The following is a 13656-nucleotide window of genomic DNA, read 5'->3' on the forward strand; positions in this document are numbered from 1 at the left end:
CCCGATGAGCAGCAACCCCTTCGACGACACCGAAGGCGTCTTCCACGTCCTGGTCAACGACGAGGGCCAGCACTCCCTGTGGCCCTCGTTCAGCCCGGTCCCAGCGGGCTGGACCCCGACCCTCAGCGACGTCGACCGCGAGACGGCCCTCGCCCACATCGAGCGCACCTGGCCCGACATCCGGCCCCTCAGCGTGCGTGCGACGGGCGCGGCCTGACGCTGCGCCGCACCCCGACGAGGCCGGACCGGCACCTCACCGGCCCGGCCTCATCGGCACTACGCCGCCCCGGGGGCACCACGCACACCTCATCGTCCGGTCCAGTCCAGTCCAGTCCAGTCCGGTCAGACGCCGAACACGTCGCGATGGTCACGCACCCACGCATCGAAGCCACCGGGCGGCCGGCCCAGGACGTCCTCCACTTCCCCGGTCAGGACGGCCCCGCCACCCCCTCGTACGAACTCGCTGCCGTCCATGACGCCATCGGCGAAGGCCGCGTCCATTCCGGAATCAACCAGCTGCTGACGTGCCACGTCGAGCGGCACATCGACGGTCTCGACGGCGCGTCCGAGCACGTCGCCGAGCCGGACCGCCTGGTCCGGGACGCTCAGCAGTTCGGGGCCGGTCAAGGTGTAGGCGCGGTCCGCGTGACCGGCCGAGGTCAGCGCCTCCACCGCGACCGCGGCCACATCACGGGGATCGACGACGCCCTGCTTGCCGGCTCCGGTCAGGTTCGGGATCGGGGCTCCGGCGCGCAGTGCACCGGCCCACGTCACGGCGTTCGAAGCGAAGCTCGACGGACGCAGCAGCGTCCACGCCATGCCGCTCCCCTGCACGGCCGCCTCGCCCGGAGCATGCCACGCTCCGACCCTGGCGCCGCCGGGCTCGTCGGTCCCGATGGCCGAAAGCTTCACCACCCGGCGGGTCCCCGCCGCTCGCGCCGGAGCGAGCATGGCCCGGTCGTGCAGCGAGACCGAGGGTCCGGGCGCGCTCAGCAGGAAGAGCGCGGTGGCGCCGGCCGCCGCCCGTTCGAGCGAGACGGGATCGTCGAAGTCGCCGCGCACCACATCGACGCCGGCGGGCAGCTTCGCCCGAGCCGGGTCCCGTGTCAGGGCGCGGACCTGTTCTCCTCTCGCCGCCAGGAGTCGGACCACTTCGCTGCCGATGGTGCCGGTGGCACCCGTAACCAGGATCATGCCGACCAGGCTCCCGGCGCGAAGCCGCCGTCTCTAGGAAGTTTCGGCAGTGTGCACCGCTCCGCCCGCACACCGGGTCCGACTACCGTTGATTCCGTGCACGCCAGGAACGAGAGCCCGCGGACTCCGTCGGCACCGCTGCGGCCCTGGATCGCCGGGATGAGCATCCTGAGCTTCCCTGGTGATGATCAGCAGCCGTTCGCTCACGCCCCCGATTCCGCCACCGCGCTGGTCTTCCGCACCGGAGCCGACCGACGCAGCGATCTGCTGGTCATGGGACCGCGCACCCGCGCCTCGTACCACGTGGGCAAACACCTGCCGGTCTGCGTGAAGATCCGCATCCGGCCCGGCCGCGCCCGGGCGCTCCTGGGCGTGTCCATCAGCGCGCTCACCGACCGGGTCGTCCCGCTCGACGAACTGTGGGGCGCGTACGGCGAGCGGCTGGCAGGAGATCTGGCGCGCCTCGGCCCCGACCCCGAACTGGTCCTCGCCCGCCTCCAGGCCGAACTGCGGGTCCACCTGGCCGCCCGGACGCCCGAGGACCTGGCCCGAAGCGACCTCCTGCGTACGGCCGCCCGGGCCCTGACCACAGGCACCGGTCACCGGCCGGAGCAGGTCCGTGCCCTCGCCGAGAGACTGGCCATCAGCGAACGCCAGTTGCGCAATCTGTTCACCGACGGCGTCGGCCTCTCCCCGAAGCACCTCGCCCGCATCGAGCGCGTGCGCAGTGCACTCGCACGACTCGGCCAGGAGCCCCGGGCACAACTGGCCGCCGACACCGGGTACTACGACCAGTCGCATATGACGGCCGAGTTCCGCGCCTTGATGGGAACTCCTCCGCAGGCGTTCCAGTCGGGCCGTCTTCCGCCGATCCAGCCGTGCAAGGAGCCCCTCGGCAAAGCCGCGGCACAGCACGCCGACAAGGGCCGTCCTAAAGCCTGGACGGCCCTTGCCCGCGGAATTCCGCTAACGGATGGTAATCACCTGGAATTTGCGCGTGATCGCATGTACCGGCGACCGAAGTAGAGCATTCCCACTACTCCCGCAACTGCGCCTGCGCCGCACAGTACGGTCGCCCAGCGAGCCATTTCCTGTGTCATCCACAGCAGGCTCACCGCGAGCAGTGCGACAGCGAACAGAAATCGCTCTCCGTCCCCCGGGCCACGACGTGCCATGAGTGAATCAGTCCCTCGTGGCCGTGCACTTGTAGTCGACGCCCTTCATGGTGATGGTGCGCCAGCCGGCCAGCGTGCCGATCGGTGCCGCGTTCGTGCCGGCCGGGGCGACGTCCGTGCCGCCACCGCCGCCACCGCCCTCCTTGCGGCAGTAGTAGCCGAGTGCGTCGAGCTTCTTGATGGCACTCATGGCCTGGTACTTCTTGTACGACTTCAGCATGGCCGCACGCTTTTGCGCGGGCGTCGCTTCCTTCGCCTTCGTGTACGCGTAGCACCCGATGCTGGCGCCGATCCCTACCCACGAGGCGCCCTTGGCCAGTGCCTTGGTCAGACCGGCCGCACCGCTGCCGATACCCAGCACGGCACAGATCTCGTCCGCGCCCTGCACCTGCTGATCCGCCGCCGTCCGCGCGGGTATCGCATTCCCCTCGTCGTTCACCGAAGCCGCTTGTGCCGTACCACCAGCAAGCCCGGTCAAGGCGCAGGCGATCACGACGGAGATTCCCTTGTTGCGCATGCTCACGAAGTTGTTCCCCCAACTTGCTGCATTTGCTTGGTCATTGCGCCAGGGACGCTACCAGCGAACACTCCGGGCACGCCAGGGATCTTCTGCCCCGGCCTCAACGCCCCAGGAACAGCCGAGCGATGGCCAATTGCTCCTCGTCCAGCGGATCTTCGTCCGCGACATTCCACAGGAGGTTCTGCAGCGCGCGGCCGAGCGTCCAGGCCGCGGCCCGCTCCCGGTCGAGTCCGAGGGTTCCTGTCATCAGGTCGAAGCGCCACCGCACCCCGGAAAGCGCGAAGTCATTGGCGAGCGCGGGCATCAGATCGAAACCGGGGTCCCCTGCCAGTGGTTTGGGGTCGATGGCGAGCCACGGCTCGCGGTCGCCGGCGAGCACGTTGTCGTAGTGCAGGTCCCAGTGCAGCAGCCGGTCACCGGGCTCGTCCGCGACCTCCCGTACGGCCGCGGCGCAGTCGGCGATCACGGCGCGGGCGTCCGGGTCGGCGACCCGCGCGAGCGCGGACGGCAGGCGCTCCTGCATGCCGCGGACCTCGTCGCCGAGGGTGCGCAGTCCGGGCGGCGCGGGTACGGCGGTGAGCCGGGCGAGCAGCTCGGCGAGGAGGCGGACGGCCTCCCGGGAGTCGTCGAGCCCGGAGAGGTGGCGCGTCTCGTCGAGGCGTTCCAGGAGCAGGGTGTTGGTGGGTTCGTCGTGCGCGAGCAGGCGCACCGCGCCGTCCCCGTCCCAGCGGCGCAGAGCCACCGGCTCGCCCTCGCTCTCCGCGTCGAGCACCTGCATCTTCAGGGCGGCGCGGCTCCCGTCCGCCCGCACGACGGGCAGGACGAGAGCGGCCACGCCGTGCATCGCGGGCCCGGTCACCCGCAGCTCCCAGCGTTCGGTGAACTCCTGCGCCTGCACGGGCAGTTGCTCGATGAACGCGCGCCCGGCGTCCCCGTTGTGCTTGACCTGCGCCGCCGCGAACTCCTCCGGAACATCGATCACGGAGTCGATGCTAGGCGTTGCCCCAGGTCGTCAGTGGGCGACCTTGAGCCCGATCACACTGCCGACGATCAGCGTCAGGAAGAGGATCTTCAACGCGGACACCGACTCCGTCCCGGTCACCATCGCGTAGACGATGGTCAGCACCGCTCCGATGCCCACCCACACCGCGTACGCCGTACCGACCGGCAGATCACGCATCGCGTAGGCGAGCCCGGCCATGCTGGCACCGAGACCGACGACGAACACCAGGGACGGACCGAGCCGGGAGAACCCCTCGGACTTACCGAGCGCGGTGGCCCACACCGCTTCCATGAGACCGGACAGAGTCAGAATCAGCCATGCCATGACAGCCCTCCACGGGCCGTCTTGTCGCACACCGGGTACGGCACCCCTCGTCCGGGAGCCCCTGACCAGGAGCTCCGTTCCAAGGTCTCACACCTCCCGACCACGGACCAACCAACGGCCCCACGCCTTCGGGGCGACCGCGAGTCGGGCCGCTGCCCGCTGTTCCACCTCGCGGCGTGCGAGCAGATGATCCAGCCCCAGGGGCTCGGCGCGCTCGAGGCCGGGCGGGCAAGCGTCGTGCACAGGGAGCGAGATTCCGGCGCCGGAGGCACTGAACTCGGGGACCTCGGCCCAGTCCTGCCCCGGCCCGATCGGTTGCCGACACCGGGCGCAGATCACGGGGTCACCCCCGCGCCCGCCTCCGTCGCAGCGCAGCTCGGGCAGGCCCGTGGAAACCACCACACCGTACTGGCCAGGACCCGGGCACGACGTCGGCCGAGGTCGATCGCCGTCGCATTGTCGAGGGTCACGGCGCACCTGACACACGCGACGCCTCGTACTTGCGATCCGGACAACGTCCCGATGTCCGGCAGGAATGCCCCCAGTTGGGCAGGACGGACGTCAGAGTGCGACACGTCGACTCCTCGATGATCGGTCACATCCCCAAAGCCGTTGACAGCAGCCGCAGGGTCGGTCCGATCCAGGTAACCGGAGCGTCACACACGGTGACAGGGACGCTACGTACCACTCTCACGACGCTATGCGTTCACGCCCAGGAACTCCGCCAGCGCCCCAAGGCCCGGTGGATGGTTGGGCAGCGTCCAGAGGTCACGCACGATGGCCACGGCCAGCGTGTGGTGCTGCATCCACGTCGGCGCCACACGGCGAAGGGATTCCAGGGTTTTCACGGCCCCTGCGGCGTCGCCCAGGTCGGTGTGCGCGCGGGCCACGTCGAGCATCAGCCATGTCCGCCACGAAGGCGGGGTGTCCTTGCTCAGCCGCATGCCCTTCGCGAGTTCCAGGGCATCCTCGGGGTGCCCGTACTGGACGGCCAACCGCACACGTTCGATGCGTACCGACGACGGGCTGAAGACGCTGACCATGCGGCTGTCACTGCCGGCCGGCAGCTTGGCCACCCGGGTGGCTTGCTGTTCCGCCTCTGCCATCAGGCCCGCCGCGCGTTCGTAGTCTCTGCCGCGCGCGGCGGAAGTGGCGGCGGACATGGTCAGCGCGCCCCAGACCTTCAGTCCGTCTGCAGTGCCCGTACGTCCACCGCTCTCGGTGTTCTCGGCTGCGTCCAGAGCGACCTGCAGGGCGTCGTCCAGGCGCCCCTGCCGCTGATACGTCCACGCGACGGAATTGGCGATCATCGCGGGGAGCAACGAGTCGTGCGAGCTTTCGGCGGCATCCGTCGCACGTTCCAGGGAAATCAGAGCCAGGTCCGTTTTACCCATGCGGACCGCGACGTGCCCGGCGAGTTGAAGCGCCTTCGCCAAGGCTGCGAATCCGGCTCCTCGGTCGTCCTCGTGCTGACGAACGGAGGCGGAACGCGCGTCGGCGATCAGACCGGGAAGCGCCTTGAGGACTGCCTCGAACTCGGCGGCGTGGTACTGCGACCAGCCGTCCGCGATCTGCTCACGCAGTTCGTCGAGCGAGAACTCCGGTCCGGGCAGCGGCGGTTGGGGCCCGTGCAGGAGTGGCATCACAGCGCGCCGCACGGCCACGAAACGTGGACCGTCGGTCTCGCCTCCGGAGGACACCGCGGGCGGGTCCCCGAGGAGCGTGGTCAGCTCCACGCCGAGTCCGCCCGCGAGCGCATGCAGCGTGGGCAGGCGCGCCGAGTGCTTCCGGCGCTGTTCGAGCTGACGGATCACGTCGACGGACACATCCGAGCGCTCGGAGAGTTCTTCCTGCGTCAGCGACGCCAGACGGCGCAGCCGTCGCAGAGTCCGCCCCAGTTCTTCGTTGGCCACGCACCTCAGCGTAGGACGTCATGGCCGTGCGATTGCACGGAACCTTGAGGGGGTGGTGCCCCGCTTCCTCACCCCTTGGGCGCCTTCGACGCCGCTGTCGCGAGTGCTGTGCCGAGGACGAGGAGGGCGATGCTGATGAAGATTTCGTAGCCGTCGACGTAGAGGTAGCGCAGGAAGCCCATCAGCGGGATCCAGGTGTCGAATGCCTCGTGGATGATGCCCTGGAGGCCGCCGACGAGGAGCAGGAAGCTGAGGAAACTCAGGATGCCCTTCATGGCTTCAGGCTATAAAGACCAGGTCGAGGGCGTTGTCGTCCATCGGTCTACGGAGTCGGCACGGTTGTCGTCCGAAAGTATCGGGACGCGGGGTGCGCGGCCCTCGGCGCCTGCGGCGGACGTAGATTCGTTTCATGCGCACCCGCCCGCTGCGAGAGCGGACGACCAGCCCGCGGACCCGCCGCGACTGGTACGCCGATATCGCCTTCTTCCTCTTCGCCGCCGTCTTCTCCGTGCTCTCCGCGGACTCGGTGCATCTCGACGAGGACATGTCGCGCCAGGCTCTGGTCATCGACCAGGTGGTCGGGGCGCTGGCGTGCGGGGCGGTGTTCCTGCGGCGGCGATGGCCCGTGCACCTGGCGCTCGCGCTGCTCGTGCTCGGCAACCCCTTCCACTTCCTGGCCGGGGCGACGATCGTGGCGATGTTCACCGTGGCCGTGCACCGGCCGCTGAGGGTGACGGCGTGGGTGACGGCGGCCGTCGGGGTGCCGTTCGTGCTGTTCCTCGCGCGGTCGCCGGAGGCGGACGACCCGCGGACCGGCTCCGCCCTCACCTACTTCGCGCTCATCGCCGGCTCGATCGGCTGGGGGCTGTACGTACGCCAGCGCCGGCAGATGATCGCCGCCCTCGAGGAGCGGGCCGCCGCCGAGGCAGGCCGGCGGGCCCGCGAGGAGATCGCCCGGGAGATGCACGATGTGCTGGCCCACCGGCTGTCGCTCCTGAGCGTGCACGCGGGGGCACTCGAGTTCAATCAGGACGCGTCCAAGGCGGATGTACGGCATGCGGCCGGCGTCATTCGCGACAGCGCGCACCAGGCGCTGCAGGACCTGCGCGAGGTGATCGGCGTACTGCGCGCGCCCGCGGGTGACGGCGCGTCGGGGCGCCCGCAGCCGACGTTGAGGGACGTGGACCGGTTGGTGGCGGAGTCCCGGGAGGCCGGGGCGAACGTCGTGCACCGCGGCCGGGCGGACGCGGAAGCCGCGCTCCCGCCCGTGGCCGGCCGCACCGCGTACCGCATCGTCCAGGAGGGCCTGACCAACGCCCGCAAGCACGCACCAGGCGCGCCGGTCACGGTCACCGTGTCCGGCCGGCCCGGCGAGGGCCTGACGGTCGAGGTGGTCAACCCGCTCGCCGACGGCTCCGGCACCGCGATCCCGGGCGCGAGTCAGGGCCTGATCGGTCTCGGCGAGCGCGTGGCGCTGGCCGGCGGCACCCTGGAACACGGCCCGGACGACGGCACGTTCGCGCTGCGCGCCCGACTTCCCTGGGACGCCCCGCAAGAGAGCCCGGGCCCCGGGAAGGACCGACCGCTGACGTGAAAGCCATGGTGCGCGTACTCCTCGTCGACGACGACCCGCTCGTCCGCTCCGGACTGCGGCTGATGCTCGCCGGGGCCCCGGACCTGGAGGTCGTCGCGGAGGCGGCCGACGGCGCCGGCGTCGGACCGCTGGTGGCGCGGCACTCCCCCGACGTCGTGCTGATGGACATCCGGATGCCGGGCGTGGACGGCCTCGACGCCACCGAGGCGCTACGGGCCCGCCCCGACCCGCCCGAGGTCCTGGTCCTGACCACGTTCGACACCGACGCCCACCTGCTGCGGGCGCTGCGCGCGGGCGCCGCGGGATTCGTCGTGAAGGACACCCCGCCGCAGGAGATCGTGGCGGCGGTACGGAAGGTGGCCGCCGGCGATCCGGTGCTCTCGCCCACGGTGACGCAGCGGCTCATCGACCAGGTGTCGGGTTCGGACGGCAACCGGCGCACGCGCACGGAACGGGCCCGCGAACAGCTCTCCCGGCTCGGCGACCGCGAGCGCGAGGTCGCCGTGGCGGTCGGCGCGGGCCGGTCCAACGCGGAGATCGCCGCACAGCTCCACCTCTCGGTCCCGACCGTCAAGACCCATGTCTCCCGCACCCTGGCCAAGCTGGAGCTCGACAACCGCGTCCAGATCGCCCTGCTGGTGCACGAGGCGGGGGAGGGCCCGGGGCACTGAACCCCGCTCCCTCCCCCGCCTCGAACCCGGCCCTGGCAGGGCCCCGCGAGTGAGGCCTACCGCCCCCGAGCCAGCGCGATCGCGCCCTTCAGCCGCTCGCCCGCCTCGTAGACCATGTACGGCACACCGTCCTCCGTGCCGAAGCTCGGGGCCGCCGAACGGCCGTAGTCCGGCCCCTCGTCCATCGACTCGTGCAGGACGCCGAGGTGGTCGCGGCGCGAGAAGTCCGCGCCGACCTCGGTGATCAGGATGTTGCCGCCGCTGCCCTTGTCGCAGTGGTAGACGACGTACGCGGTGCCGCCCCGGGTGAGCAGATGGGGTGCGCCGATGTCCTTCGCGCCGACGTCCGCGTGGCTGACCAGCGGCTTCTGGTCGAAGGTCCAGGAGACACCGTCGGGCGACCAACCCCAGCCGATGTCACGGTGGTTGGAGGCGTTGTTCGTCATGAAGAGCATCACGTAGCGGGCCCCGCGGTCCGGCAGGTCGTGCCGGAAGACCCGGGCGTACGAGGTCTCCGTGGTGCCCTCGGGCTGCATCGCCGTGGTCAGGACGGTGCGGTCGTAGGTGAAGTTGATGCCGTCCTTGGAGCGGGCGAGACGGGTCGTGGTGTTCTCGCCGTGGAAGTACAGCCACATCTCCTGGGCGTCCTCGTTCCACAGCACGTGCGGGGACGAGACGTGGCTGACCTTGTAGTGCGGCTGCCAGTCGTTGGACACGATCGGATTGTGCGGGTGCTCGGTGAACGGCCCCTCGAGGGAGTCCCCGTAGGCGAGGCAGATGCCGCCGGGGGCGTCGTGCGGCGCGTAGTAGAGGTAGTAGCGGCCGAGCGCACCGGGCACCCGTCCCTCGGCGCCGCGGATGCACGGGAAGATGATCTCGCCGGTGGGGTTGTACTTCAGGTCCGCCGGCTTGAGCAGGGTCTTCAGGTAGGTGTAGTCGGGGAATCCGCCGGGGGCGGCCGCCGCGGACGGTGCCAGGGTGGCACCGACCGCGAGGACCGTTCCGGTGGCGGCGGCGCCGCGCAGCAGGGTGCGGCGGCCGAAGGGGTGGGCGAGGTTGCTCTGGTTCTGCGGCTCGTGGTGCTCGTTCATGGTCCGTTCTCCGTCCCGGGAGTTGGGGTCATGCATCGGGTCTACGAGTGGTGCGTGCGTGTTACGGCGTGCGTCCTACGGCGCACGGCTCACAGATGGGCGGTCACAGGCGCACGGCTCACAGATGTGCGGCCGCGGTGACGCAGAAGCCTCCGAGGGCGACGACCCAGACGTACGGCAGGGTGCGGATCATCACCTGTTGCGGGCTGACACCCGCGTACTGGGCGCTCCACACGGTCTGCGTACTGGTCGGGTCGGCGACGCCGAAGACCTGGTTGTACGAGGCGGCGATGCCGAGCACCGCCACGGCCGGGTAGATGCCGGCCGCGATCAGGACGCCGGCGATGCCCGCGCCGAGGCCGTACACGTTGAGCGGGCCGCGGTAGAGGCACAGCGGCACGAGCAGCGTGAAGACCAGGACGAAGAGCACCGGGTTCTGCGGGCTGACGGCCTTGACCAGCGGTTCGAGCGCGTCGATGGCGCCCGGCAGCTGCACCGCGGCGAGCAGGATGCCGATCGCGATGAACAGGGCGATCGGCGGCGCGGCCACCTCGAACCCGCCGTACAGGGTGCGCAGGAGGCGCTTGTTCATCTCGCGCGGCCGGGTGGTGGTGACCAGCGCGTACAGCACGCCGGCGAGCAGCGACGGGATGATGGCCAGCTCGAAGCCGAGCGCCAGGACGAGCGGGATCACCGGAGTGATCAGCGCGTACCAGGGGGCGTCCCCGAGCCGCTGACGGCGCGAGACCGGGGCCGCGGAGGCCGACTTGAGCGACCAGGTGTGCTCGACCCCGCGCCGCCGGGACTCGATCAGTACGTAGGCGACGGCGGCGACCAGGGCGAACGGGAACAGCTTCACCATGAAGTCGCGCACCGTCGGCACCGGCAGATCGAGCGCGGTGGAGAAGAACTGCCAGATCGGCAGCTCGAAGGGCACGCCGACGGCGATGCCCATCAGGATGGTGCCGGCCGCGGTGACCTTGGGGATGCCCACGGCGATCATCGCCGGGATGCCGATGATGCCGGCGAGCATCGCGGCGGGCGCGGAGCCGGTGACCGTGCCGATCAGCGCCGATACGGCGAGCACTCCGAGCGCGACGATGGTCGGCCGGTCGCCGCCGAACTCGACGATCTTGCGGACGATGGTCCCGGCGATGCCCGTCTCGTCGAGCAGTTTGCCGAGCCAGGAACCGAGCAGCACCGCGATCATCGTCGAGGCGAGCATCGGTGAGCCCTCCTGGAGCACCGTGTCCAGGACGCTCTCCTTGCCCGTGAACGAGGCTCCGGAGACCGCCGCGATGACGACACCGAGCAGCACCAGGGCGAAGGCGGTGGGGAGTTTGCGGGTGAGCATGGCGGCGACTCCGGCCGCCATGATGATGAGGATGACAACGCCCATGACGTCACTTCTCTCTTACGGCTACGTCGACGGCGTCGGCGAGCGCGGCCGTCAGGTGCAGGGGGCTGCGGCCCAGGCCGCAGACGGTGCGCGCGTACGCGTGGGCGGCGATCTCCTCGGCGCCCGCCACATGGCCGTACCGGGTGAACCGGCCGGCCCTGAAGACCACGTGACCGAGCGCGCGCTTGAGGGCGTCGCGGTCCGGACCGTGGTGCAGCCGCTCGTGGACGGCCTCGTGGGCGAGCGCGGCGGCCCGCGGCGAGCCCGGCGGATACCAGTGCCGCCAGCCCCGTTCGTCGATGAGCGCCTCGGCGGCGTCCAGGGTGTCGGTGAACAGCTCGACGGTGGGCCTCGGCCGCGACCGGTAGCGGGCGAGCAGGCCGAGTTCCAGGCCGTCGGCCCGCTCCACGACCTCGGAGTGGAACTCCGTGGCCGGCAGCGCGGCCCCGAACTCGTCGGCGGCGTGCGCCCATTGACGCAGCAGCTCGGGATCACGGCCCTCGTGCGTGGGCGTACCGGCGAGCAGCTGCACGGCGAGCTGGATGTCGTCGGCGGCCTCGGCCGCCCGCGCGGCGGCGGTCACGACCGCACCTCGACGACCGCGATCACCGGCTCCGCTCCGCCGCGCGAGCGCAGCTCCCCGCGTGCGAGGGCGAGCAGCGGTTCCGGTTCCAGTACGCCCGAGAGGTCGGCGATACGGGAGCCGAGCAGCAGCCGCACCGCGGGTGCCCGTACGCCGCCGTCGCCGTAGGAGGTCTTCTCCTTGACCAGGCGGGCCAGGACGCTCGGCGCCTCGGCGACCGTCGTGGATTCCACATGCGCGTCGGCGACATGCAGCCTGACCACTCCGTCGGCGTCCACGATCCGTACCGGGTGGCGGGTGGCCCGCAGGCGGCGGCGCAGCTCGGTGCCGTAGACGGTGTGGGCCGCGGTGCCGGCGAGCACCTCGACGGCGGACGGGTCCGTCTTGAGGCTGGCGGCCGCGGTACGCAGCCGCTCGTCGTCGTCGGCACGGTGGGCGCGGTCCTGGGTGCGCAGTTCGGTGGCGCCGGTGGCGACCGCCCGCACCGTGTTGGTCTGCGGGTCGACGGTCACCTCGACCTCGACGCCCTCGGCCGCCGCGCCCTGTGCGACGACCGCGGCCTCCGCCTCGGCCCGTACGCCGAGGATCTGCTCCTGACCGGCGCCGGGGATGATCCGCTCGATCTGCTCGCGGACCAGGGCGAGGGCCACACCGATCGGGCTGATCACCTCGCTGTGCTTGGCGATCCGGCCCTCGACTCCGCTGACCGCGGCCAGGTGCGGGGTGACCGACGCCGCGCCACCGCCGCCGCCGACCAGTACGGCCGTGTCCTTGTCGAGCCGGTAGTCACGGACCATCGTGTCGACGACGGTGCGCACCTGCTCGGTGCCCGCGTCGAGGATCTTGGCCGCGGCGTCGTCGATGTCCGTGCCGAACCGGGCCGCGAGCGGCGCGATCGCGGCCCGCGCCACGTCCTGGTCGCAGCGGGCGAAGTCGCCCTCGGGGACCCGGCCGAGCGCGTTGGCGGCGCACGTCATGGTGATCGCGAAGCGGCCGCCCGCGGCGTCGAGCACCGCGTAGTCCGCCGGGTCGTCCGACATCGGCTTGATGGTGGCGACGGTGGCGTCCCGCAGATCGTCGGCCGTCGCGAAACAGGCGTACGGCAGTCCGGCGATGTGCGCACTGCGCGGCCCGACGCCGGTGACCTTCCCGCCGCCGATCCGCACCATCGACCCACCGCCGACACCCACGGTCCGTACGTCCAGGGCGTTGAGGTACGACTTCTTGCCGAGGATCGTGGCGTGCTGGACGGCGACCTTGCCGCGCCGCACCACGCTGATGTCGGTGGACGTGCCGCCGGTCTCCAGGAAGACGCCCTCGCTGATCCGCTCCTGCATCAGCGCGCCCGCGACCCCGGCGGCGGGCCCGGAGAGCACGGTGAGCAGCGGCCTGCGCCGCATCTCGTCCAGGGACATCACGCCGCCGTCGCAGCGCATCACCATCAGCGGTGCGGTCACGCCGGCCTTCGTGATGGAGGCGTCCACCAGGTCGGCGGTGGCGAGCATCCGCGGCAGGATCGCCGCGTTGACCACGGCGGTACGGGTGCGCTTGTGCAGCCCGTACAGCGAGGTGATCTCGTGCGCGGCGGTCATCGGCAGTCCGCGTCCGCGGGCCGCCTCGCGTACCGCCTCCTCGCCCTCCGGGCGGTCGACGCTGAAGGGCTCGCTGGCCACGAGGACCTCGGCGCCCTCCTGCTTGAGTGCGTCCGCGGCCCGCTCGACGGCGGCCCGGTCGTCGGGGTCGGCGACGTGCGCGTAGGCGAGCGGGAGCCGCTTGCCGGGGGTGAGTTCGAGCTTGCCGAAGGCGGCCAGGCGGCGGGTGAGGACCGCGCTGGGTCCGGTGCCGATGCCGATGAGCCCGACGGTGGCGACGTCGCCCTCGAGCAGGGCGTTGGTAGCCTGAGTCGTTCCGTGCGCCAGGAAGGCGACGTCCTCAGGGGCGCGGCCGGTCTCTTCGAGAAGCCGGCCGAGAGCTTCCACGATGCCGTGCGCGACGCCGTCCTCGTGGTGGTGGCTGGTGGGGACCTTCACCTGGCCGAGCAGCTCCAGGGACGTGGCGTCCACAGCCACGGCGTCGGTGAAGGTTCCGCCCACGTCGATGCCGACGCGGATGCGGTGGGTGGTCATGTCAGGGCACCTCCTTGTGCGGGTGTGGCACGTGCGCGGGCGGGCCGGGTGGGACAGGTGGAG

The 13656-nt window shown here is 71.2% G+C and carries 14 protein-coding genes and 1 riboswitch; of the genes, 4 read left to right on the forward strand and 10 right to left on the reverse strand.

Annotated features, from left to right (window positions below):
* Positions 1-4: 4 nt before the first annotated feature.
* Positions 5-217, forward strand: a complete 213-nt coding sequence (locus tag DSC45_RS22880; RefSeq protein ID WP_119293794.1) for an MbtH family protein — start codon at positions 5-7, stop codon at positions 215-217.
* A gap of 125 nt (positions 218-342) precedes the next feature.
* On the opposite strand, the gene DSC45_RS22885 is transcribed toward DSC45_RS22880, so the two are convergent.
* On the reverse strand, positions 343-1194 hold the full coding sequence (locus tag DSC45_RS22885; protein ID WP_119293795.1) for an NAD(P)H-binding protein: 852 nt from the start codon (positions 1192-1194) through the stop codon (positions 343-345).
* A gap of 96 nt (positions 1195-1290) precedes the next feature.
* Here DSC45_RS22885 and DSC45_RS22890 point away from each other — a divergent pair, with 96 nt between their 5' ends.
* Positions 1291-2220 (forward strand): AraC family transcriptional regulator, encoded by a 930-nt coding sequence (locus DSC45_RS22890; protein WP_240434787.1) that lies wholly within the window; start codon positions 1291-1293, stop codon positions 2218-2220.
* Between the two features lie 156 nt (positions 2221-2376).
* Here the strand turns inward: DSC45_RS22890 and DSC45_RS22900 are convergent, their stop codons facing one another.
* The 5 genes from DSC45_RS22900 to DSC45_RS22930 form a co-directional block, all read right to left on the reverse strand.
* The gene (locus DSC45_RS22900) at positions 2377-2886 is read right to left on the reverse strand and encodes a hypothetical protein (RefSeq protein ID WP_119293798.1); all 510 of its coding nucleotides are present in this window, start codon (positions 2884-2886) and stop codon (positions 2377-2379) included.
* Between the two features lie 103 nt (positions 2887-2989).
* The gene (locus DSC45_RS22905) at positions 2990-3871 is read right to left on the reverse strand and encodes an aminoglycoside phosphotransferase family protein (RefSeq protein WP_119293799.1); all 882 of its coding nucleotides are present in this window, start codon (positions 3869-3871) and stop codon (positions 2990-2992) included.
* Between the two features lie 30 nt (positions 3872-3901).
* Positions 3902-4216 (reverse strand): DMT family transporter, encoded by a 315-nt coding sequence (locus DSC45_RS22910; RefSeq protein WP_119293800.1) that lies wholly within the window; start codon positions 4214-4216, stop codon positions 3902-3904.
* 10 nt (positions 4217-4226) lie between these two features.
* A riboswitch (guanidine-III (ykkC-III) riboswitch) is annotated at positions 4227-4294 on the reverse strand.
* A 620-nt stretch (positions 4295-4914) separates the two neighbouring features.
* On the reverse strand, positions 4915-6129 hold the full coding sequence (locus DSC45_RS22925; RefSeq protein ID WP_119293802.1) for a helix-turn-helix domain-containing protein: 1215 nt from the start codon (positions 6127-6129) through the stop codon (positions 4915-4917).
* A gap of 68 nt (positions 6130-6197) precedes the next feature.
* The gene (locus DSC45_RS22930) at positions 6198-6404 is read right to left on the reverse strand and encodes a hypothetical protein (RefSeq protein ID WP_119293803.1); all 207 of its coding nucleotides are present in this window, start codon (positions 6402-6404) and stop codon (positions 6198-6200) included.
* A gap of 134 nt (positions 6405-6538) precedes the next feature.
* Here DSC45_RS22930 and DSC45_RS22935 point away from each other — a divergent pair, with 134 nt between their 5' ends.
* Both DSC45_RS22935 and DSC45_RS22940 read left to right on the forward strand, forming a co-directional pair.
* Positions 6539-7723, forward strand: coding sequence for a sensor histidine kinase (locus DSC45_RS22935; protein WP_119293804.1), 1185 nt, complete (start codon positions 6539-6541; stop codon positions 7721-7723).
* A gap of 5 nt (positions 7724-7728) precedes the next feature.
* Positions 7729-8394 carry a response regulator transcription factor gene (locus DSC45_RS22940; protein ID WP_119293805.1) on the forward strand — a complete coding sequence of 222 codons (666 nt, stop codon included), beginning with the start codon at positions 7729-7731 and terminating at the stop codon, positions 8392-8394.
* A 56-nt stretch (positions 8395-8450) separates the two neighbouring features.
* On the opposite strand, the gene DSC45_RS22945 is transcribed toward DSC45_RS22940, so the two are convergent.
* The 4 genes from DSC45_RS22945 to DSC45_RS22960 form a co-directional block, all read right to left on the reverse strand.
* Positions 8451-9485, reverse strand: coding sequence for a glycoside hydrolase family protein (locus DSC45_RS22945; protein WP_119293806.1), 1035 nt, complete (start codon positions 9483-9485; stop codon positions 8451-8453).
* Between the two features lie 118 nt (positions 9486-9603).
* Positions 9604-10884 (reverse strand): TRAP transporter large permease subunit, encoded by a 1281-nt coding sequence (locus DSC45_RS22950; RefSeq protein ID WP_119293807.1) that lies wholly within the window; start codon positions 10882-10884, stop codon positions 9604-9606.
* A 4-nt stretch (positions 10885-10888) separates the two neighbouring features.
* Positions 10889-11467, reverse strand: coding sequence for a hypothetical protein (locus tag DSC45_RS22955; RefSeq protein ID WP_119293808.1), 579 nt, complete (start codon positions 11465-11467; stop codon positions 10889-10891).
* On the reverse strand, positions 11464-13593 hold the full coding sequence (locus DSC45_RS22960) for a hydantoinase/oxoprolinase family protein (RefSeq protein WP_119293809.1): 2130 nt from the start codon (positions 13591-13593) through the stop codon (positions 11464-11466). Before DSC45_RS22960 ends, DSC45_RS22955 begins: the two co-directional genes overlap by 4 nt.
* Between the last annotated feature and the right edge of the window lie 63 nt (positions 13594-13656).

The sequence above is a fragment of the Streptomyces sp. YIM 130001 genome (assembly GCF_003574445.1).
Lineage (GTDB): Bacteria > Actinomycetota > Actinomycetes > Streptomycetales > Streptomycetaceae > Streptomyces.

Excerpts from the sequence above, each read along its gene's own strand:
- DSC45_RS22880 (WP_119293794.1), top strand. The coding sequence starts at position 5 with ATGAGCAGCAACCCCTTCGACGACACCGAAGGCGTCTTCCACGTCCTG.
- DSC45_RS22885 (WP_119293795.1), bottom strand. The coding sequence starts at position 1,194 with ATGATCCTGGTTACGGGTGCCACCGGCACCATCGGCAGCGAAGTGGTC.
- DSC45_RS22900 (WP_119293798.1), bottom strand. The coding sequence starts at position 2,886 with ATGCGCAACAAGGGAATCTCCGTCGTGATCGCCTGCGCCTTGACCGGG.
- DSC45_RS22910 (WP_119293800.1), bottom strand. The coding sequence starts at position 4,216 with ATGGCATGGCTGATTCTGACTCTGTCCGGTCTCATGGAAGCGGTGTGG.
- DSC45_RS22930 (WP_119293803.1), bottom strand. The coding sequence starts at position 6,404 with ATGAAGGGCATCCTGAGTTTCCTCAGCTTCCTGCTCCTCGTCGGCGGC.
- DSC45_RS22935 (WP_119293804.1), top strand. The coding sequence starts at position 6,539 with ATGCGCACCCGCCCGCTGCGAGAGCGGACGACCAGCCCGCGGACCCGC.
- DSC45_RS22940 (WP_119293805.1), top strand. The coding sequence starts at position 7,729 with ATGGTGCGCGTACTCCTCGTCGACGACGACCCGCTCGTCCGCTCCGGA.
- DSC45_RS22945 (WP_119293806.1), bottom strand. The coding sequence starts at position 9,485 with ATGAACGAGCACCACGAGCCGCAGAACCAGAGCAACCTCGCCCACCCC.
- DSC45_RS22950 (WP_119293807.1), bottom strand. The coding sequence starts at position 10,884 with ATGGGCGTTGTCATCCTCATCATCATGGCGGCCGGAGTCGCCGCCATG.
- DSC45_RS22960 (WP_119293809.1), bottom strand. The coding sequence starts at position 13,593 with ATGACCACCCACCGCATCCGCGTCGGCATCGACGTGGGCGGAACCTTC.